The sequence below is a fragment of the Bradyrhizobium sp. CW1 genome, assembly GCF_023100665.1.
Taxonomy (GTDB): domain Bacteria; phylum Pseudomonadota; class Alphaproteobacteria; order Rhizobiales; family Xanthobacteraceae; genus Bradyrhizobium; species Bradyrhizobium canariense_D.
In genome coordinates, this window is record NZ_CP064684.1 from 6,572,878 (window position 1) to 6,593,699 (window position 20,822).

The following is a 20,822-nucleotide window of genomic DNA, read 5'->3' on the forward strand; positions in this document are numbered from 1 at the left end:
TGGGTTGGCGAAGCCATACGATAGTTTGCTCGTCCTATACGCCCACGCACATTTGCGGATCCCCACCGTGCTAGCTCGCCGAGATAGGACTTGCGCAACACGCGCGAAACTGCGACCGCACGGTCCAGATGTCTTGATCGATCCCTGGCGCTGGGCTGAGACGCGCTACGATTTGTAACCATTCTGATAGATCTGGCATCTCGCTAAACTATCCTTTGCTATCCTCAGTCGGTACAAATGGTAAAATCGATTGTATCGATAGAACACATTCACACGGTGGATCACTCAAGATTATGCGTTTCAAGGGCCTCGATCTGAATCTCCTCGTCGCGTTCGACGCCCTGGTGACGCAAGGCAATCTCACGGCGGCGGCAAGAAGCATCAACCTCAGTCAACCTGCCATGAGTGCTGCCGTCGCGCGGCTTCGCACTTACTTTCGCGATGAGCTATTCACGATGAGGGGTCGGAAGCTTGTCCCAACGCCGCGGGCTCAAGCGCTCGCAGCCCCAATTCGCGAGGCTCTCGCTCACATTCAGCTCTCCATCATTTCTCCGGAGGGCTTCACTCCGTCTCAATCGAATCGGCGATTCAGGATCATCCTGTCCGACTTCATGACTGTCGTGTTTCTTCGAAGAATCGTGGACCGCGTCGCGCGGGAAGCTCCGACGATCAATTTCGAGTTGCTGCCGCCCTTAGAGGAACCCGATGAACTTCTCCGGCGCGGTGAAGTCGATTTTCTCATGTATCCGGAGATGTTCATGTCGAGTGCGCATCCCAAGGCGGCACTGTTCGAGGACACGTTCGTTTGCGTGGGCTGCCCCATGAACAAGCAGCTGGCGCCGCGACTTACGTTCGAGAAGTACATGTCGATCGGGCACGTGGAAGCCCGGTTCGGGGGCTCCCTGAGGCCCTCCTTTCACGAATGGCTCTTGCTCGAGCATGGTTTCAAGATACGCACCGAGGTCGCAGTGCAGGGTTTTGGTATGATTCCGCCTATGTTATTGGGCACCAACCGTATAGCGAGTATGCCCTCAAGACTGGTCAGCCATTTCGCAGACACGATGCCCCTGCGGGTCATCGAACCTCCGCTGCGACTTCTCACATTCACCGAGGCCGTCCAGTGGCCGGCCATTCATAATACTGATCCTGCAAGCATTTGGATGCGCAACATGTTCTTGCAAGAGGCATCCATGATGGTCTCTCCGTCCGAGACCAACCAATGTCACGGCCCGTTCTAGCATTGTTCGGCGGTTTGCGATCTAATCTCGGTTAACCAGATCTACGCCAGGCTCGAGGCTCCGGTCCTCGCTGGTGTTCGGATTGGCGCGTTTGAGCGTAGTTTGATCGGGTCGGCCGCGCTCTTGATCTCGCGCTGGCGTGACGATCTTGCGCTTCATACAGCTCGTTCGGCGGCGCTCCGCCTGACTTGCCTGACACGACGGCTGCATCGCACTGTTCTACATGAGCTGAGGCTCAGAGCTCGCGAAATGATCCGGCCAGTCAGATGAACGAAATCAGGCCTTGGCACTAAAACAATCCCTCGAATCGTACACCGCGTCAGGTTGTAGACTAAGACCTGCGATCGAGGCTGCAAACGTGGACACTGGCAGGCACCCACACCGCTCTTAACCTGCCGGTGGGCATTCTCCTTGCCGTCCACTCTCCCGGTGATCGCAGCAGCAATGCCAAAGCACCACATCGGATCGGTGGGTGCAGGTCATCCTTTCGGATCGCGACAGTGGTGTTATTCGAGAGTGTCGTGGCGCGTCGCGCGCGGGATGCCGCCGCCGTTGGTCCCGAGTTGCGGCCACTCACCGCTGACCTCGAAGAGCTACTTCGGTGCGGTAACATGATTTGCCAATCTTACCCAAAGCATCTATGTCCAGCGCTCGCACACCAAAGCGATACTGTTCGAGAATGAAAGTGAGTGAGCTTCTGGACGAGCAAGGGACTGTGCTGCGCAACACTGATCCGGCTCACGTCTGGATATGCGAGTTATTGCTGTAGGAGCTATGGCACGTCGTTGTTTCCCGGCGCGCCCGCGCGGCGCCGGGGGCGTGTTGCCCGTTTTGAGTGTGCCTCCACGTCCGACGGATATCGGAGCGATCCTTCGAGGCTCCGTCCTCAATCGCGAGTAACGTTTCGCCAACCGCGCGAGGTGCGCTCGCGTTGAGATACATGCCGGAAATGGTTTTGCGGCCCGCCTTCTCTCATTATACTGGCGCTTTGCGTCGCAGAGTTTCGCCGTTGAAGAGCAGCCATCATCTTGTGGCATTCCAAAACCCGATGTTGCCATGCGCGAACAACGCCTTCGCGGCCACAAAGCCATCAACAGACTAGCAGCGCGTCGAAAACGCTGCTAGGTGCCGAGCGGGCGGCCGCGCCACCCATCTGATCAGATCAGTACTTTGTCTGGGCAGCCGTTCGTGAAGCTGTGTCTCAAGAGCAAGCGGGGTGGCATGTACCTGCTTTCGCTTCGCGTGGCGATCAGACGGCAAATGGCCGCTGCTGCGCCAGCATCCAGCGGAAATTGCACAGTTTCGGTCAGGCAGTGTTGGACAAAAGGGAAGCAAACGCCGTGTTGCACAACGGCACCACACGAACGCACCTGTCACATTCTTTCGCGCACGTCGCCGCTCCGTCTTCTTTTTGCCCTACCACAGCCAAACGGCTTCCCCACGTGCAGCGAAGGTGCCGCAATGAAAGGAGCATACTGTTGGAGAAGCCGAGCGGAGTCTACGACCCGGAGGATCTCGCGAGCTTGGGAAACCTTTTTGATCGAGCAATCGCGTCTTTACCGACATGCATGCGAACCGGCGAGAATCGCGTAGCGATCGCCAGACTTGTGATGCAACGCGCAGCGAGGGACGAATTGGCGTCGCTGGCGAACTTGATGCTTGCACTTGTCTCGGCTGATTGATTAACAGCATGCGCTCAGTGCTCCTGGGGTTCGCAGCGAGAGACCATCATCTAGATCATTGAAATCACTTGATTCTCACGTGACGTCAGGTTGTAGGCTTGCAAATTGAGGACCATGACAAAAGCCACACCACGACGGCGCCGATGGCGCATTGGAGAACTTGCAGAGGCGACCGGCGTAACGGTACGCACTCTGCATCATTACGAACATACGGGGTTGTTGACGGTCGCGGAACGTACCGGTGGCGGTCACCGCATGTACGATCGTGAAAGCCTACAACGCGTCTGTCAGATACGGGCGCTACGTGAGCTCGGCTTCTCGCTTCCTGAGATCCGCAAAGCCATCGAGGGACGGTCGTCTCTCACGGACCTATTGCGCAACCATCTCGAGCGAATTGAAATTCAAGTCGCGCGGGCGACATTATTACGGGATCGATTGCGCAATATGACGACGCAAGGTGAGACAGAAGTTAGTGTCGACGAGCTACCGGCCACGTTAGATGCAATGTCGCGGATTCAGGAACGTACCCCCTCGGCCATCTGCACATGCGCCTCTAACGCTAGCCGCGAAGATCGGTGGCGCAAGATTCGGGACGAGCTACGAAGCTGCATGGATCGGGGCGAGCCGCCATGCGGTGAGCGACCAAATGCGGTCGCGCGTCAGGCCCGTTCGCTGCTGACTGAGATCGCAGGAGTTGATTCGACTGTCTCGATGATACTGAAGGTGCTGACGCGATTGACTGAACCACACAATCTCGCCGGCTGGGATGCGAGCCTCATGCGATACCTGGATCTCGCCCTCGCCGCGCTGGAGAGCCAGCTCGGAACGAGTTGACGCACCCGGCTGCCGGACTCGGTTGCTCAAATGTCTCTAACTGAATGAGCTGATGCTGATCCTTGTCTGACTGAGGATCGTTGGCCCGTAGCAATTCGCCTGCGAATGTGCGTTGTCGACACCCTGGGAACTTTCGCTCTGCCAACCTCGACGAGCACGCTTCGAAGTACTTGATCCGTACGTAGCGTCAAATTGTACCTTCTAAAAGTATCGACGCAGCGGCGGGGCGACCTACAGAGCGCCGGCTACGCCGACGGAGACTCCAATGATCTGCACCACTTTTGGAAGTTCCCGGTGAGAGCGCTGGGCGAGAACAATTCGGTGGATGACCGTCTTTGGCCATTGCCGGCGACTCCGGCACGCTCCTTTACCTCCATGCCGCACTCGACGAAGAATGCTGCAGGGGCAGCCGATGTCGCCAAGCTCAAGGCTTCAAGCCAATCTGCTGCAGGTTGCAGGCTACGCTTATGCCCCAGTTCAAGCATGGGCAGGCTCGGTCAGACGGGCGGGCACCGTCGATGCCACGCGGGTCGCTGCGGCCGAACCTCGGGCTCAATCGAAAGGGCCATTGCCACGTCGATTCGACTCCAAGGGAGACAATGCCGCCCCTGGGTCCATCGATTACCGCTGGCCCGATAATCCGTCGAAGGGGTCGCGCAGACCTGGCCGCCCGCACCAACACCGCACGGAGCGTTGAATGATGAACCATCCTAGGCCTCGCGATTGCGCGCTGGTCACGTGCGTCGCAGTCGCCGCAGTCGCGGCATTTCTCGCCCTCGCGGCAATGCTATCACAGCTGTCGTACGCGCCCGAACGGCCGCCCGAAGAGTACGTTCCCATTCGTCTGGTACCACTGGAGTGAGCATCACTTCCATAATCGTAAGGCCGACGAACATCGGTGGCTTCTTCCACCTAGTGACACTGATGCGCACCTCGCTCTCGGGAGTGAGCTGCCATGACCTCTTTAGAAGGAACGTAGCTTGTGGCAACATGTCAGGCGTGCGCAGTCTGTCTGCGGATTACGAGTTCAAGCCACGTTAGCCGCGCTGTTCGGCCGAGTGGACGTGGCGTTTCCTCCCCTCTTGAAACAGGTAGTCGCCGGGATAACGCCGTGCGCCCGCCTGATCCGCACTGATCGCTGCCGGACTTTGAGCCGGACTCTGATCCGGTGCGGCGCTTAGATCTGAGCCCGCCTGTGGCACCCACCCTCACATTCATGCACGCCTTGCGCTTCCCGGCTCCGAATACGGGGCGCGCATCAGGTAGGCTCGATGAAGGCCGTCAACTGCTCTCGTCGACGAAAGGGAGAACATCAAATTGGATACAAAACTGCAAAATATGCTTTCCTCGCTCTCGCCGGTGGCTCGCGAATTGGATGCTCTGCCGTCCGGGCGGCCTACGCGCGACAATACTTCCGTGAAACTGAATACGAATGAGAACCCATTTCCTTTGCCAGCCATCGTGATGCGAAGCGCAATTGCAGCTCTTGAGGTGCAATACCGCTATCCAGAAGATGACAATATCAGCTTGAGGCAAGCGGCCGCTGCGGCGTACGGGATTGCCACTGATCGCGTGATGGCTGGCAATGGATCGTCTGAACTCCTCAGTCTCATTTACAGAGCCTTTCTTGCCCCGGGCGACAGCATCGCAATGATGTCGCCCGGCTTCTCATTCAATCGCAAGCTTGCCATGTTGCAAGGGGCTCGGTTCATTGAAATTCCCTGGTCTGAACCCGACCGCTTGCCGATGGACGAGCTGCTTTTCGGTCCGGCTAAACATGCCAAGTTCATTCTGCTGGCCAATCCGAACAATCCGACCGGAACCTTCGTTCCGGTCGCTGAGATCGAGCGCCTCGTTACACGGTCTGACCGATTGATCGTATTGGACGAAGCTTATGTCGATTTCGCACCTGAGGACGGCCTACGCCTCATTGAGCGCCATTCGAATCTTCTGGTCCTGCGCACGCTTTCCAAGAGTCATTCCGCCGCTGGCATTCGCGTCGGCTTCGGTTTCGGCCATCCCGAGCTGATTGGGCGGCTTCGCAACATCCAGAATGTTTTTAACATGAATGTGGTCGCTCATGCCGTAGGCATGAGCGTCCTTGCGCATCGCGACGCCTACGAGGAGAACCATCGCCACGTCAGGTCTGAGCGTCAGCGCGTAGCGGCCGCCCTCTCGGAATTTGGGTTCTCCGTAACGCCTTCCCACGCGAACTTCCTCCTCGCCCGCGTGCCGGTAGGCCAGGGTGGCAGATGGTGGCAGGCGGCGTTGCAAGACCAGAGCGTCCTCGTTGCCTTCTTTCCGGATCCCGGCCTGGAAGAGTGCATTCGGGTTAGCATCGGTACAAAGCGCCAGATGGATGCGTTTCTTGCGGCTGTCGGCAGCATTCTTAAGAAAGTGGGATGCCGTGGCTAGTGAACCCTTCCACTCAGGTCACAGATCCCCGTTCGTCATCGAACAGGACCCGCACATGATGCAGCTTCGCGACCGGCCTCAGTCAGTTGTTGTCCGGTCGGCGCATTGCGAGCTGCTGAGAACGGCTTCGCAGCATATGCACGCCAGCGAGCGCTTCTTGAACCCCAAAAACCTAGCGGACTCCGGTCCTCTCTATAGGAGATAACTGAGTGAGAAACGTTCTTCCCTCAAACCTGACCTGCGGCATTTTTGATCATCTTGACGAGGACGGTCCCGATATCGCCAGGCAATACGCGGACCGCCTCGCGCTGGCGGAGGCCTACGACCGGCTCGGTTTCTATGCCTATCATCTGGCAGAGCATCATTGCACCCCCCACGGACGCGGTCCATCGCCGAACTTGTTTCTGTCAAGCGTCATACAACGCACACGGCGACTTCGCGTTGGTCCGTTGGTCATGCTGCTCAACCTCTACCACCCGTTGCGGGCATTCGAGGAGATCTGCATGTTGGATCACCTGAGCAGCGGCAGAGTCGAGGTCGGCCTTGGTCGCGGCTCCCTCCCGATCGAACTGAGCTATTTTGGGGTTGGAGCCGATGTTGCCTCTAGCCGTTACGAGGAAGCTTCCCAAATCTTCGTTAACGCGATGAATGGCGGCCCGCTCTCGTACAAAGGGCAACATTTTGCGCTGAGCGACGTTCCTTTGACGCTTTCACCTCACCAGCGTCCTTGTCCCCCGACATGGATTGCTACAAATCGGCCAGAGTCCGCGCATTGGGCGGCGGCGAATGGCGCTAATCTGGCGTGCATGGGACCCTCTTCTGCCGTTCGCAAAGTAACAGATCGCTATCGCGCTCATGGAAACGCGAAGTATGACACCAACGGTTCAGCACCATTTCTCGCATTACTCCGCATGGTCGTAATTGCCAGCTCTGAAGCAGCCGCCCGCTCCCTCGCCGCGCCAGCCTACGAAACCTGGCTCAAGAGCTTTAAGTTCTTGTACGACCTCAATGACATCCCGCCTCCATCCAACCTGCCCCTAACCTTGGATGCCGCAATTGAGAGTGAACTGTGCGTTGTCGGATCCCGCGCTTCGGTGCGCCAAACTCTTCTCGATCACGTGGAAGAGGCAGGCGCCAACTATCTCCTTTGTCAGCTCGCCTTTGGATCTCTGTCACTGGATGCCTGCCTCAACACAGCAACTGCGATTCACTCCGAGCTCATGGCGGCGGAGCACTGATGGTGAGCCGATTCCAAGCAGTTCGCCCTTGACCATGCAATAAATGGCAACACCGAGGCCCATGAGCACCGCAGCCGGATGCATTTGTCAGGCCGCTCTTATGGCTCAAGTGGCTCTTACGCGCATGAGACCCTTTCGACTACATCACCAAGGTGTAGTCTCGACGGCAATAAATGCCGCGTCTCCCATTTTGCATGTGTTGATATCGCCCGCGCAGTGGTTTGCTTGGCCAGGTGAGTTGGCTCACGCTCATCCCGCTTTGGCGCGCCAGTTCGTCGATCGCATTTCACACGAATCCAAGATGTGGCTTATCGCACGGGCGGGCCTGTCGTGACGCGGTCCCCGCAGCGCTTCGACCAGATGGACGAGATCGCGCGTAAGCTCGAGATCGTGCTGGCGGAGTTGGCTTCGCTGCGCATTCTGCTGGCTGCGCACGGAATTAGCACCCCTCCGCCTCTGCATGAGGACTACCTCACTGTTCAGCGATACGCAGCGATGAACCACATAAGCCCCGAAGGGGTGCTCTCTCGGATCCGCCGCGGCAAGCTGCGCGCGGAGAAGCGCGGTGGCCGCTGGTGGGTGAAATGCACGGTTTGCACAGCATAGCCGTGCAGTGGCGAGGACAGTTATGGTAGCCGAAACGAACCAATCCGAGATACGGAATCCAGCACGTGAAAATGATCTGCGCGTTTAAGTTGCCGCCCTTTCTGCGCTCGACCCGATGACCAATGGAGAATCAAGAGATGATCGAGGTCAACGTGGCGCACGACCAACACACCGTCGCGGGATCGGTAGGCTCGATGTCGATGCACCCAGGCAATCACAAAACGCGCGCGTGGCAGAAATCCAACTCCGATGCCGCTGCATGTATTGTGGCAAATGGGAAGCGGCGCATACCCTCCGTTTTGCACGTGAGCCACCGCACGCTACCGAGTTACGGCTTGGAGCGCAGGAAAGAGAAGTGCCTTGCTCGCAAATCGCACCTTGCGAGTTCCGCTGAGCCTATCTTGAACGTCCGTCTCACGCGGGCTGGGGTGTAGCAGCCGACATGTATCCCAGTCATTCGCCTGTTCAGGGTCGCCTCGCGCGCCGGTGCGAGACGCGGACAGGTCTAATTTCGCTGGGATAGTCCGAGATTCAGGCTGGAGAAGGAGATGGCCAATGATGTCACCAAGACTAATGTCAGTTCTCGGGTCGACGGTAGCAGTCGAGCGTATATTTTGGAAATTTCGAGAATTGATTGATGGCGATAGCGCGATCTCACCTGAAGTTCGAGAGACGCTTCATGTAATCCTAGATGCAAAGCTTCTTTCCGCAAAAGATAAGATTATGAGCGACGCGCGCGCTGCGATTGACGCAACTCCTGATTTGCCGCAGGCGGCCCGCGATCGAGCATACCGGTCGCTCGACTTTGCAATGAAGATGTTCATGACCAGTGAACCGCGCCGCGCTGAGGATCCCTTTAACGAAGTTGGTATCTGCAGCGCTCATCCCAAGACGCGTTGATGCAGGACCCGCTCCAGCGATCGGCGCCTCACTGCCGCCGTACGACCCGGTCAAGACCGGTGCTTTGCCCAGCGTGGATGTCGTCGTGCCCTGCTTCAACGAGGGACCGGCGTGCGCTTGCCGCCTGCCTGAGGTCTCTCGCAAGCCAGGGCTTCCGGCAGTTCTGCTCCGCCGCCGCTCCGAGTTCCCGCACGCCGTGGTTCCTAATGCGGCATTCGGCCTTGCTCAAGCAAGGAAATTGCCGATCTGCCACAAGAGGGCGAACGCCGGGCGCCGTCAGTTCGTCGAGCACAAAATTCGGGAGGCGGCGTGGAGGGCACGCGCGTGCAGTCAGTCCCAACAGCGCGGTGCAAGGTACGACTGCTGGCCGATTTGACCCGAGACACTGACGGTGACGACGGCGAGCCGGCCGTTCACGGATGATCGGATCGGCAGCCGTGTATTCGCGACCGGCCCTGGACCTTGCAACGTACGTTTGTGTGATCTTAGCATGCGCGGAAGCCATTGCCGGACCGAATTCTAACAAGCGCTAGTGCACACCATCGACAAGGAGCACCTTTCACTCTCCTGCGGCATCTACGCCGGTTCAATGCCCGTGTCCATCTGCACTGGGCCAGAAGGCTGATCCAGAGCCACCGCACGACTTCGAATTTCATCTCGCGCAGGATCAGCGCCGCATTGACCGCCGAATTGAAATCTCTCAACTCGCCTACCTAAACCGAGAGGTTTCCAAGGTTAGGCTCTCCTCCTAGAACTCGATCCGCGATAGTCACTACAGCGGATGCATCATGAAACCTGACGAGCGCCTCGCCGAGGTCCTGGAGAATAGCGCGTGTTTTGATCATGAGGCATCGGAGGTGTGGGCGCAGTGCCTCTCACCCACTGAGCGGCTGGCGTATATTCGAAAGCATCGCTCTCACTTCCGGTTCGCAGATTACGATGACGTGATATCTGTTATACGGGGTCGGCGCTTCACCGGTTGCTCATCGCAGCTCCTTCGGTGGCGTCACAGGATAAGAGCAAGGGCGTTGCAAGGCGCTTTGCTCTTTTCGGTTGCGGTGTGGCTGGGCCTCGTGTGGGTTGCGGTGCGCTTCATCCGCTGAGATCAGCAGCTCGCTTTTCGCCGACGCCACGCAATCCGGTTCGCACGCGAAAGAGCATTGCGAAGCGTGATCCGCAACGCCGCAACCTGACGCAGGGTTCGGTTCAAGCATTCCTTTCCGACGAAATGTTGCGGTGCAGCTACAGCTATCCGTGCGGATGTTGTTAAGACGCGCGAGGCTCGGGGCACTCAAGACATGAGAGTAGAAATGAAGAACTTGTTGCTCGCGACTGCAAGCATTGTGGCGCTCGGCGCGATTGCGCCCGCATTCGGCGCGGATCTGGCTGCGCAGCCCGTCCAGCCTCTCTATGGCAAAGCTCCGCAGCTTGTTGCGGCTATGATCTATGACTGGAGCGGCTACTACGTCGGCTTGAACGGCGGCTTGGGCTCAAGCGCGAATTGCTGGGACTTCAATGGCGGCACACCTGAGGGCTGCCATGATGCGACCGGCGGTACTGTGGGTGGCCAGATCGGGTATCGAAGGCAGACGGGCCAGATCGTGCTTGGTGTTGAAGGCCAGGGGAACTGGGCTGGTTTGACCGGCTCGAATGACAGCGTCGCGTTTGCGGATATCAACCAGACCAAGATTGATGCGTTCGGCCTGATAACAGGGCAGATCGGTTATGCCGTAGACAACGTATTATTTTACGCCAAAGGTGGTGCCGCAGTGACGAGCAATACCTATCAGATTAGCTCGAGCCTCACGGGCGCGCAGCTTGGGAAGAGCGACCACATTCTTTGGGGTGGTGCGCTGGGAGCTGGGATTGAGTACGGTTTCGCGCCGAGCTGGTCGGTCAGCCTCGAGTACGACCACCTATTCATGCAGCCCGGAGCGGTGCACTTCGCCGCGCCCGCAGGCGGAACCGATCGCGTCCGCCAGGATTTCGATCTTCTGACTGCCCGGCTCAATTATAAGTTCGGCGGCCCGTTTCTTCTGAAATATTGATCAGCAGTACGAACGAAGAATCGGAAGCCCCGGCCCATGGCCGGGGCTTGTTTTTGCAAGGGCAGGCTTGCTGCATCAAGCAATACCGTTATCCCAGGCGATTAGCTTGCCGCAATCCAGGCCCAAAAACCGCTCCCATATTGATGGGTATCGGCATCCACAACCAAGCACGCTTGCGAAGATCACTGTGATCGCACGCGCGTCATCGATGCGCCGAATGGTCTACCGTCATGGCCAGTCCACGTCGGATTTAGGCGATCGTACGAACCTCTCCCGCCTCGAAAACTCGACCAACCCTCGGCGGGATACGCATCTATGCCCCCGAAGACGACGAGACGACAGGCGTGTCAGCTATTCGCGGCGACAGCATCTTCTGCACCTTGGGCTGAACGTGTCCTCGCTGTCATGTTGCCACGCTGGTCAGATCGATCGCTCGTGACTTCGACATAGGTCGGTACGGGGCAGCGGCGCCGAAACGTCAGATTAGACCGGGGCGAATCGCCTTGGCACGGCAATGGGTACGGCTGTTCGTCTCTAGCTTTCGCATCGCGTTCTTCAGGTGAAAGTTCACCGTATTCTCGCTGACTCTCAGGATGACTCCGATTTCCCAGGATGATTTCCCCTCTTCCACCCAGCGGAGGCAATCCTTTTCTCGTTCGGATAGGGCCACTTTCATATGGCATTTGCCCTCCGATGAGGGCGCGATTTTTGTAAATGCATGATGAAACTGCCAAGCCAATGCGTTGAGACGACTGAGGCGATACTGAGGGTCGACATCGTCGAACCTGGATGCAAAGGATACGACGCATAGCCGTCCAAATGGTCCGAACAGTGGTACGGTTACGCCGTGCTTCAGACCCGCCTCTTTGGCCTCATTCAACACACGCACTTCGCCGGGTTGCAATCGATCTTGTGAGCGAGTTGATCCCATAGAAAGGCGCCGACTGCATCGTCGTACCGAACCACAGGATCGATGGCATTGTATCGGCGTTCAGCATAGCGCTCGCGCCACGCGGAAGGAAAGCTCACCGTCACGGCGGCTGGCAGATACTCTGGCCGGCGGGTCGGCTCCGCGTCCGTCAGCGCCCTGTAAGCGACTTGACTGAAGCCCTGTTCGCTCGAGCAGCTCACAAGCAGATCGAACAACACCTCGGGAGATCGACTCTGTTTTGCGCATTCGATGAAGCAAAATAGGTCCATTTGGTGCCTCCCGCCACCGACTTAGGCAATCCGGTGCTGCGTCTTTTGAGCGGATCGATTTGGGCAGGGCCCTGCGCCACTTCGGCCTCATCTTGCTTCGAAGTGCCTCGACCGAACGCGACAGTCATACTTCTCGTCACGAGCTTCAATCGAGTTGGCTGAGATCGGGTAGCTGCTCGATAGAGAACATTGTGCATGCGCCTCTTCCGGAGGAGGCGGACCTGAAGCGTCCAGCAAATGTCGTCCCAGCTGAGGCGGCAGGAGCACTGCCGCAAGCAGGAGTGTTGGAGAACTGGGCGCCACGTTCACTGCTACAATTCGGACATTCGTCGCGAGAGAGACAACCTTGTTGGTGCTAGCTGAAGAATGTATGTCGCATCGGCAAGTACGCGAACGATCGTTTACGCCTTGGGTCAGCCTCCGCGCCTCTGCTCCGGGGGCCAGCCGAGCTAGTAGACCCGGCGCCCGCGTCATAGGGCACAGAGGCAATTAGTCGCAGAAATGGCATGCATCCGCTGCGATATACCCGTTTGCGGTCGCGCCGTAACCGAACGGAAAGCCGGAGATTCCCGGTTGCGCGGTCGCCTATTGCCAAGCGCTCGTGTTGAAAAGCACCCGGACATGTTTGGGCAAGCGAATCATCCGAATACGGCAATGGCCTGCGGCTTAAATGAGATCCAACCGACCGCACACATGGGCGTTGTGCTCACGCACATTGACAGACAGAAGCCGTACGCATGGTTGCGATAGCGCCCCCAAGCGTCGCTCTTATCGGCCTCCTCGCACCATCAATACTGCCCTTGAAATCACCCGTCTCTGCTCTCATCCTGGTAAGCAGCGTCGCTCACGGAGTGTTCGCAGGCGGCTTGCAGCGCCTGATGCATGTCCGCGATGAGATCACTCGGCCTCTCGATGCCGGCGTGAATACGAATCAACGGTCCATCAAATGAAACCTTAGCTTCCGTTCGTGGAGGATCATCGACAGGCAGCGCAAGGCTTTCGTACCCACCCCACGACAATCCGATTCCAAAAAGGCGCAGTTTCTGGAAGAAAACCGAAAGCTGGGCCTTGGGCATAGCCTTCAGAACGACGCCGAACAGGCCACTTGCACCCAAGAAATCCCGCTTCCAAATATTGTGGCCGGGATCGTTTGGGAGCGCAGGGTGTAGAACCCGGCCCACTGCCGGGTGGTCTTCCAGGCTTTGAGCCAGCTTGATGCCATTTTCGCAATGCTGCCTCATGCGAACGGCTAGTGTCCGCAGTCCACGAAGAGCTAAATAGATGTCATCTGGCCCAGCGATCTCCCCGAAATGATGAGCGCTTGGCTGCAGGAGCGGCCACGCTTCCTTGTTAGCAGTAGCAATGCCCAGAAGGGCGTCGGAATGACCAACGATATACTTGGTCGCGGCATGGATCGAAATGTCGACGCCATGGAGAAAGGGTTTGAAATAGAGCGGCGTCGCCCAAGTGTTGTCCATGAGCACGAGCGCACCCGAATGATGCGCGATCGCGCACAGCGCGGGAAGATCCTGTACCTCAAACGTCAGTGACCCCGGGGACTCCAGGTACACAGCTCGCGTTTTTGCTCCAATCTTCGCGAGTAGATCCGAAGGTTGTGTGGGATGGAAGTACTCCACTTTGACCTTAAATCTAGTTAGAACCTCGTTCGCGAATATCCTGACCGGTTCATAGACGTTATCGCAGATCAAAACATGATCCGCGGCCTTCAGGATCCCGAGAAGCGCGTGGGAGCACGCAGAGAGCCCCGAAGGGAACAAGATCGAACGATACCCGCCTTCCAGTTCACAAATGGCAGCCTCGAGAGCGCGAGACAGCGGTGAGCCGAATCGTCCGTAGTTCGTCACTGGATTCTGCTTGCGCCTATCCCACTCTTCGAGGCTTTCCGAAACGATCGTGGAACCTCGATAGACAGGCACATTGACCATCCCGGCGTGTTCAGCCGGCGCGCGACCGAGATGAGACAATTTCGTGTTGGGCTCTGGCAAGCCTTTACCCGAAGGGATCCGATCCATACTTCTCCTATCTGGGATCGCGCCGCTTAATGCGCAGCGAATGCCCACAACGTGCAACTCGTCTCCGGCGCGACCACTCGAGAACTCTGCATCGACGCCCTCTTCGTCATCATATCCCAATTTTAGAGCAGCTCTCCTCCCGCACCGAAAGCGCGGTCAACCGCACAGCGAGACCGTGCCGGACCGCGCTCCTGAAAGTCGGTGGTCAGCTTCATGCAGATCTACAGTGGGTCCATCACTACAGCAAAGGTTGGGCCAGACGCGCGGGGTGCGGGCTGCAGGCGGATTAACCAGGACTGATCGAATGACTCGGCACCAGGCGACTTTCTTGTCGGACAAAAGACGCTGCATGTGGGCTCCTCGCCAAATCGGTTAAATCGGGACGATCTTGATGTGGGTTGACAATTGCACTTGTTATGAACTCGCGCGTTGGCGTTGTTTTTTCAGCCGCTTGGCTGGATCGCGCCGCTTGGCCGCATCGGCGTGGTAGGTCGAGGGGGCGCATCGGCAGGACCTTGCAGATCGGCTCACCCCCATGCGCCCACGATGGATCATCAAGAGGCGATCATGGCTTGGACCCGCGGTCGAGCTCCGCCATCGCAAAATAGGCGCTTGCGTTCCGTAGGATTTCGTTAGCCTGCCGGAGCTCGCGGTTCTCCCGTCGGGGCCTTCAGCTTCTCGGCCATCTCAGTCGGAACGCCGGTCCGCTGCCCGCGGTCGATCTCGTCTTCTTGACCCAGTCACGAAGCGTTTGCGGTGTGCCGCCGATCTTTGCCGCAACCGATCTCACCGCCGCCCGGCGCGAAGGATGCTCGCCGGAGAGATCCAGAACCATCCGAACCGCTCGGGTTCGGACCTCGGGTGACAATTTGTCCGTCGTCTTGCTCGTCATGGCTCCATCCTCTCAGGAGTTGGAGCGTCCGACAAACCCGGGCGGTTCAAACCGATACCTGACTGAATCGAGAGCTGGACCTTAACACCACTTGAATCGTACCTAGCGTCAAGTTGTACTAACTACCGGTTCGATTCTCCGAACCCGAGACACATTCCGGCCTCAAGGTGCAGGCGCGGGACATTGAGGATCTGCGAGGCGTGCTTGAGATGATGGTGGCAGCTCTTATTGTCCTTTCGATTGTCGCCGCCGGTGGGGCTGGCTACGGCGTCCGTACTCGGCGCTTTCGCATCCGACGAGAGCGCGCGCGGCTGCATATGGCTACGGCCCACTCCGCAGAGAGTTGCAGCAGTCATCCGCCGTCGCGCAACTCGCTCGAGCAACCCGCGTGCTGGCAACCAGAAGCAGATCTTGCGGACCAGAAGCGCTCGACAACAGCCCGCGAGGGCTAAACAAATTCACACGGGCTCACCTCTCACCTGCAGAATTCGCTGCCGGCACCCTCGGCAAGGTGCAGCTGATGCCCGAGTTCTTACGTTGTGCTGCGGCGTGTCGCGGCTCCAGAACTACGACAGATGCTTTGTCTGGCGGGGACGTCCGAACGGAGCGGCGTGCCGCAGGCAGCACGCGTTTCGACGCGCTAAGTTCAGAACAATTTGAAACGCAAGTGAGTCAGATGATACCGCGAAGAAGAACCCCAATCCCAGATCGTATGATGGCTGGAGCCACGCGTGGCTCGTCGATTATGCGCGGTGCAAGGCTTGTTCCCCGATCCTTGCGCTGTACGATCATCGATCCGCTTTCGGAGGCCTTAACATTCGGGCTCATCAGCCTCATAGTGTTAATGATCGTGGCAAACCCCGTTTTTCAGAAAACAGGTGATCAGGATTGGAGCCAGGGCGACGATCCCACACTCTGTCTGCCGGAATGTCGCACGGGTCTGACCAGCGCTTGCGCGACCTACAGCTCGATTTCAGTGAAGGAGCTTCCGGACGTCCTAGTCAAGGCGACATTGGCAACCGGGGATCGCCGCTTCTATAGCCATTTCGGCTTTGACCTTACCGCGATCGCGCTCTCATTTCATGCCGCCCCGGGCACACAGGCCGTGCGATCGTCCATTACCCAGCAGGTTGCGAGAATTCTATTCCCCTCAGATCAACCAAATTTGGAGGTCAGGATTCAGGAGGCGCTTGTCGCAATTTGGCTCGAATGGCGGCTCAGCAAGGATGAAATCCTGAAGATCTACCTAAACCGTGTGCAGATCGGAGGCGGCATCTTCGGCGTCAGTAAAGCTGCGCAGAGTTATTTCCAGAAGCAGGTTCAGGATATCGAGCTTGGCGAAGCAGCCTTGCTTGCCGGCCTGATAAATGCGCCACTAGATCTATCTTCGCATGTTGCTCTTCCGAATGCGCGTGAGCGTGCAAACCTGGTTCTGGACACCCTCCTCGAGACCGGGCTCATCACCAATGATCAGCTGTTCGCGGCAAAGCAACATCCGGCACGCCTGATCTTCATGGATCAGGACGCATCTCCGAATTGAAGCGATCGAGGCGAGCGTGATCTCGCGGAAGATGATTGCCACTGCTGCCAACGAGTGGAGGGTAGCACAGCTGATTGACTGGCTATGAAGCCTGCTCCGTGTTGACGGCTGCGGCCAGCATTGCCTCGCCCATCACATTGTTCCCTGTGCCTTTAGGGCATAGCCGGCGCCGACAATATCTCGGACCTCTTTGTTCTGGCTGAGCTTCGACTTGCCTATGAGGCGTGTGACCTCGATCTCGACGCCGACGATCATCTTGAGCATCTCGCCGATGTAGTCCTTGGGGCTGTCGGTCATCTTCCAAGGATCGGCCTGTTTCGCCTCATGAATGCGCGTCAGGCGCGCGACTATGCCGCGGACATACGCTCATCATCGCGGATCGTGACACGTCCGTACACATGCGCAACCATGTAGTTCCAGGACGGGACCTGCTTCTTGGACTCGACCTTGCTCGGATACCAGCTTGGCGCGATGTAGGCATCCGCGGCGCGGAAATCGATCAGAACCTCATCGCCGGTGGCGAGATCCTGACAAATAGGGCTCGTACGAGCGACATGCGAATGAAGCACGCCCTGCTGACCTTCGCGCGCATGCAGCTCGAAGGGAATATGATTCGCGTCAACCCACTCTTCCCGTTGGTAAAGAGGATGCCGAGCGGATTTTTTTCAATGAGATGGTGAAGTACCTCGGCGCGAGCCTCAACGAAGTGCGGAGGGACGTACATGACAACTCCTTGACTATTGCAGGACGCTGTGCACCCTTAGGTCGCGCAGCATCAACGGTTTGGTTCAGACCTCGGTCATCTCGAATTCACTTTTGCCAGCACGCCGGTCGGGGCAGATCCAATCTGCGGGCACGTCCTCCCAGCGGGCGCCGGGCGGAATGCCCTCTTCAGGCCATCCGTCTCGCTCGTTGTAAATGAGCCCGCACAACGCACACATCGAGGTCTTGTAGAGAGGCGCGTCGGACGCGATCTCGGTGTTCACGTGAGCACTTTCGTTGCTCGTGACAGCTTCCATATTCGTCGGGCAGGGTTCATGAGGTCGACTTAGGGCGAGTCTGGCCTATCCAACTTGTAACTGCATTTTTGCTGGTGCGATCGCGATGGGATAGATCAGGCCGGGGTAGATGTTGCCGGTTGCCGGTGTAGCTGACGAGCGAGAGGCTGATCAGCGGAACGAAGCCGCCGAGTATGCCAGTGCCGATGGGATACGGAAGCGACAGCGAGGTATATCGCAGCCGCGCCGGAAAGAGCTCGACGAGAAACGCGGCATTCGGCCCATACACCAGCACTACCAAGACGAGTTGCGCCAGGAATAGCGCGGTGACAGCCACGTAGTTGTGCGCAGCCGTGGCGCTTGCAACGCCCATGTAGATGTGAATGCAGAGCGCGGCGGCGAGCAGAAGTCCGGTGACGATCAGCGGACGACGTCCGATGCCGTCTGACAAGGCCCCGCTCACGACCACCAGGGGCGTACCGATGGCTAGGGCAATGGCGACGCAGACATTCGCCGTCAGGAAATCCACCTTGAGAACGCTCTGCAGGAAATACAGCGCTTAGAATTGCCCGGTGTACCACACGCATCCCAGACCCGCCGTCGCGCCGAAGAGAGCATACAGCGCATAACCAAATCCTTGTCTCGTGCCGAAACTTTCGCGAACCGGCGCGCGCGAGACCTTGCCGGCCTGGCGCATCTGCTCGAAAACCGGCGACTCGCTCAGCTTGAGACGAAGATTGATCGAAAACACGACGAGAAGTGCGGACAGCAAGAACGGGATACGCCACCCCCAAGCATGGAAACCTTCCTCCCCGAGCGTTAGCCGACACGCCGGCACGACCAGAATTGCAACGAAGATGCCATCGCTTGGTAAGAGGAAGTGCCTCGATGGACCTTCAGAAATTCTCGATCAGAAAATCAAAGATCTGCCTGCAGGCCCCTATAAAATCGGCCTAAAGGCGGTGATGGCGCATATTGATGCCGCCATCAAGCACTACAAGCGAGGACAATCCGAGCCAGACCAAACACTATTCACCGATGTTGTCTTTCGCTGCAATCAAGCTTTTGAGGGTTAAGGAAGCTTACCGAGTGCTCGCTGGCAAGGACCCGTCGCGTATCGCGCCCCACAAAATCGAGGAGTTCCTCGGTCAGGCTGATCTACTTCGAAAGAAAGTGTTGGATCAATTTGCGCGTTACCGGACCGAATGGCGCAACCCATTCCACGCACGACTACGCTCTCGATTTCGACGAGGACGAAGGCCTGATGGCAATCGTATCTGTCACGGTCTTCGCCATCGTTCTTTGCGATCAGATCGACGGAAACTTCCTTTTGACACTGCGGCGGACCCACGAGCGCCTGCCGCCACCCCGACGACCCGGCAGGCACACCGCTGCTTGACTTAGTTACGAGCGCCCTTCTCAGATTTGCTCAAGGACATACAGATGACCCTTTGGTTTCTCGCGATCAATTGAGACCGCATTATCTTCGTACGGTGGGCACTATTGCGGGCTATCTCGTCAGTGCGCTGCGCGGCGTGCCAGGTGTTAGGGTCAAACAGAGCCAACTGTTCTCTGATAGAGAGGCTGATATCGTCGTCGAGCGATCAACGGGAGTGAGCTCTACGGAGAAGGTAATCGTTGAGTTGAAGGTTTCCTCCTCAGGGAAGTCCCTTCCGAGCGCTTCCTTCGACGTAGCGCGGTCGAAAAAGCCGCTTACTTCTTGCACCTGCCCGACGTGACGGGAGCCGTCGTATTTCTATATTCCGGCAGCAATAAAACGTATGAGATTGCCGATACAACGGAGGCGCCGATAGAGAAGATGCGAATAGTCGGCGCGGCTTCGGATACAAAGTTAGTGAGCCCAAGAGATTAGCATTACAGTTGCTTTTGTTGCGGGCTTCTGAATCCATGGGCAACCATGATTCGAATGTCGTGGGCGCGGGCCGCGTCGGTTGAGGCGACGCTTGCGTTGTGGGCGGCGTCGCTTCGAGAGATCAAGCAACGGATACGTCCGTTGTTCACGCAAGAGCGTGTTGCGACGAATGCAGGTCTGTTCCTGGAAGGTCTGCTCGGAGATGAGCAGCGCAAGACCGGTTGGATGCGCGCGGAGGCGGCTGGCGATCCCGGCCCATGGCGGCAGCAGGCGATTCTGGGTCGTGGAGACTGGGACGCTGATGCCCTGCGCGATATCGTGCACGACTATGTCATCGAGCATTTGGCGGATGACGATGCGGTGCTCGTGATCGACGAGACCGGTTTTCTCAAACAGGGCAAAGCGTCATGCGGAGTGGCGCGGCAATACACTGGTTCGGCAGGAAAGATCACGAACTGCCAGATCGGCGTCTTCGCTGCCTACGTTTCGCGTCATGGCCATGCGTTCATCGATCGCGCGTTGTATCTTCCGAAGGAATGGACCGACGATCCAGATCGTCTGGAAGCCACATATGTGCCTGCCGATGTCGGCTTTGCGACCAAACCAAAGCTTGCGACGAGAATGATCGCACGCGCGATAGCCGGGTCTGTACCATTCAAGTGGGTTGCCGGTGATACCGTCTACGGTGTTGGCAACATCGAACAGCAACTACGTCGGGCAGGCAAAGGCTACGTGCTTGGGGTCAGCAGCGCTCATGTGTTTCGATCCTGGGGCAAGCGACCGCCGGTCGCCGGTACGGCTGCAGACCTCGCCCGGACGCGGCGCTCATCCGACTGGAAGCGCCTGTCGGCGGGAGCCGGAACCAAAGGACCGCGGCTGCACGATTGGTGTTATCTCGAATTGGCGGATCTCGAGGCCGAGCAGTCCAACAGTGCAAATGACGGTTTGTGGACACGCGGTCTACTGATCCGTCGTCGCATTGCCGATGATGACCTCGCCTTCTTCACCACCTGGTGCCCAGCGGGAACAGCCATTGAAACGCTGGTCGCGGTCGAAGGCCATCGATGGGCGATCGAGGACAGCTTTGAAACGGCGAAAAACGAGTTCGGGCTCGATCACAACGAGAGCAGATCCTGGCATGGCTGGCACCGTCATGTGTCCTTGGTGATGCTCGCCTTCGCCATGATGGCCGCGATCCGACATCGCGCTAATCCGCCACCGCCCAAAAAAACGAAACGGCGCCCCCCGGCAAAAGCCAAAACATAACCACCCCACCACTGATCCGTTGGTCAATCCAGGAAATCCGCCGCATTGCTATCAGACTT

At 57.9% G+C, this 20,822-nt stretch carries 18 protein-coding genes, 1 pseudogene and 1 other annotated feature; of the genes and pseudogenes, 10 read left to right on the forward strand and 9 right to left on the reverse strand.

Features of this window, described 5'->3' with window-relative positions:
- Positions 1 to 293: 293 nt before the first annotated feature.
- From IVB54_RS31715 to IVB54_RS31745, 7 genes are all read left to right on the forward strand, one after another.
- The gene (locus IVB54_RS31715) at positions 294 to 1,238 is read left to right on the forward strand and encodes a LysR family transcriptional regulator (protein ID WP_018455472.1); all 945 of its coding nucleotides are present in this window, start codon (positions 294 to 296) and stop codon (positions 1,236 to 1,238) included.
- Positions 1,239 to 3,034: 1,796 nt separating this feature from the next.
- Positions 3,035 to 3,754 carry a MerR family transcriptional regulator gene (locus IVB54_RS31720; protein WP_026232958.1) on the forward strand — a complete coding sequence of 240 codons (720 nt, stop codon included), beginning with the start codon at positions 3,035 to 3,037 and terminating at the stop codon, positions 3,752 to 3,754.
- Positions 3,755 to 5,092: 1,338 nt separating this feature from the next.
- Complete coding sequence (gene hisC, locus IVB54_RS31725; protein WP_247523711.1) at positions 5,093 to 6,169, forward strand: histidinol-phosphate transaminase; 1,077 nt, start codon at positions 5,093 to 5,095, stop codon at positions 6,167 to 6,169.
- Positions 6,170 to 6,378: 209 nt separating this feature from the next.
- Positions 6,379 to 7,407: an LLM class flavin-dependent oxidoreductase gene (locus tag IVB54_RS31730; protein WP_039799450.1), complete on the forward strand. Its 1,029-nt coding sequence runs from the start codon at positions 6,379 to 6,381 to the stop codon at positions 7,405 to 7,407.
- A gap of 330 nt (positions 7,408 to 7,737) precedes the next feature.
- Entirely contained in the window at positions 7,738 to 8,013 is a 276-nt protein-coding gene (locus tag IVB54_RS31735; protein WP_026232955.1) for a hypothetical protein, read from the forward strand.
- 555 nt (positions 8,014 to 8,568) lie between these two features.
- Positions 8,569 to 8,913, forward strand: a complete 345-nt coding sequence (locus IVB54_RS31740) for a hypothetical protein (RefSeq protein ID WP_247289248.1) — start codon at positions 8,569 to 8,571, stop codon at positions 8,911 to 8,913.
- 1,310 nt (positions 8,914 to 10,223) lie between these two features.
- On the forward strand, positions 10,224 to 10,961 hold the full coding sequence (locus IVB54_RS31745) for an outer membrane beta-barrel protein (protein WP_247404916.1): 738 nt from the start codon (positions 10,224 to 10,226) through the stop codon (positions 10,959 to 10,961).
- Positions 10,962 to 11,439: 478 nt separating this feature from the next.
- Here IVB54_RS31745 and IVB54_RS31750 read toward each other — a convergent pair whose 3' ends face one another.
- From IVB54_RS31750 to IVB54_RS31765, 4 genes and pseudogenes are all read right to left on the reverse strand, one after another.
- Positions 11,440 to 11,892: a LuxR C-terminal-related transcriptional regulator gene (locus tag IVB54_RS31750; RefSeq protein WP_247776606.1), complete on the reverse strand. Its 453-nt coding sequence runs from the start codon at positions 11,890 to 11,892 to the stop codon at positions 11,440 to 11,442.
- The gene (locus IVB54_RS31755) at positions 11,838 to 12,161 is read right to left on the reverse strand and encodes an autoinducer binding domain-containing protein (protein ID WP_247776607.1); all 324 of its coding nucleotides are present in this window, start codon (positions 12,159 to 12,161) and stop codon (positions 11,838 to 11,840) included. The genes IVB54_RS31750 and IVB54_RS31755 overlap by 55 nt, the downstream gene beginning before the upstream one ends.
- An 806-nt stretch (positions 12,162 to 12,967) precedes the next feature.
- Positions 12,968 to 14,314 (reverse strand): cystathionine beta-lyase, encoded by a 1,347-nt coding sequence (metC, locus tag IVB54_RS31760; protein WP_346658835.1) that lies wholly within the window; start codon positions 14,312 to 14,314, stop codon positions 12,968 to 12,970.
- 363 nt (positions 14,315 to 14,677) lie between these two features.
- A pseudogene (locus tag IVB54_RS31765) lies at positions 14,678 to 15,086 on the reverse strand (transposase); the annotation flags it as partial.
- Positions 14,690 to 14,805: a sequence feature (AL1L pseudoknot), on the reverse strand. It overlaps the preceding pseudogene by 116 nt.
- 712 nt (positions 15,087 to 15,798) lie before the next feature.
- On the opposite strand from IVB54_RS31765, the gene IVB54_RS31770 reads away from it, so the two are divergent.
- On the forward strand, positions 15,799 to 16,626 hold the full coding sequence (locus tag IVB54_RS31770) for a transglycosylase domain-containing protein (RefSeq protein ID WP_247776608.1): 828 nt from the start codon (positions 15,799 to 15,801) through the stop codon (positions 16,624 to 16,626).
- Positions 16,627 to 16,758: 132 nt separating this feature from the next.
- Here the strand turns inward: IVB54_RS31770 and IVB54_RS41380 are convergent, their stop codons facing one another.
- From IVB54_RS41380 to IVB54_RS31790, 5 genes are all read right to left on the reverse strand, one after another.
- Positions 16,759 to 16,977, reverse strand: a complete 219-nt coding sequence (locus IVB54_RS41380; protein WP_253075304.1) for an FMN-binding negative transcriptional regulator — start codon at positions 16,975 to 16,977, stop codon at positions 16,759 to 16,761.
- Positions 16,974 to 17,234, reverse strand: a complete 261-nt coding sequence (locus IVB54_RS41385) for an FMN-binding negative transcriptional regulator (protein WP_346658855.1) — start codon at positions 17,232 to 17,234, stop codon at positions 16,974 to 16,976. The genes IVB54_RS41380 and IVB54_RS41385 overlap by 4 nt, the downstream gene beginning before the upstream one ends.
- Before the next feature lie 180 nt (positions 17,235 to 17,414).
- The gene (locus IVB54_RS31780; RefSeq protein WP_026232952.1) at positions 17,415 to 17,567 is read right to left on the reverse strand and encodes a rubredoxin; all 153 of its coding nucleotides are present in this window, start codon (positions 17,565 to 17,567) and stop codon (positions 17,415 to 17,417) included.
- A 94-nt stretch (positions 17,568 to 17,661) separates the two neighbouring features.
- Positions 17,662 to 18,153 carry an MFS transporter gene (locus IVB54_RS31785; protein ID WP_247776609.1) on the reverse strand — a complete coding sequence of 164 codons (492 nt, stop codon included), beginning with the start codon at positions 18,151 to 18,153 and terminating at the stop codon, positions 17,662 to 17,664.
- A 30-nt stretch (positions 18,154 to 18,183) separates the two neighbouring features.
- On the reverse strand, positions 18,184 to 18,375 hold the full coding sequence (locus tag IVB54_RS31790; RefSeq protein ID WP_247532466.1) for a hypothetical protein: 192 nt from the start codon (positions 18,373 to 18,375) through the stop codon (positions 18,184 to 18,186).
- Between the two features lie 106 nt (positions 18,376 to 18,481).
- Here IVB54_RS31790 and IVB54_RS31795 point away from each other — a divergent pair, with 106 nt between their 5' ends.
- Both IVB54_RS31795 and IVB54_RS31800 read left to right on the forward strand, forming a co-directional pair.
- Complete coding sequence (locus IVB54_RS31795) at positions 18,482 to 18,700, forward strand: hypothetical protein (RefSeq protein ID WP_157642942.1); 219 nt, start codon at positions 18,482 to 18,484, stop codon at positions 18,698 to 18,700.
- Positions 18,701 to 19,542: 842 nt separating this feature from the next.
- Positions 19,543 to 20,763 (forward strand): IS701 family transposase, encoded by a 1,221-nt coding sequence (locus tag IVB54_RS31800; protein ID WP_247285483.1) that lies wholly within the window; start codon positions 19,543 to 19,545, stop codon positions 20,761 to 20,763.
- The last annotated feature ends 59 nt before the right edge of the window (positions 20,764 to 20,822 follow it).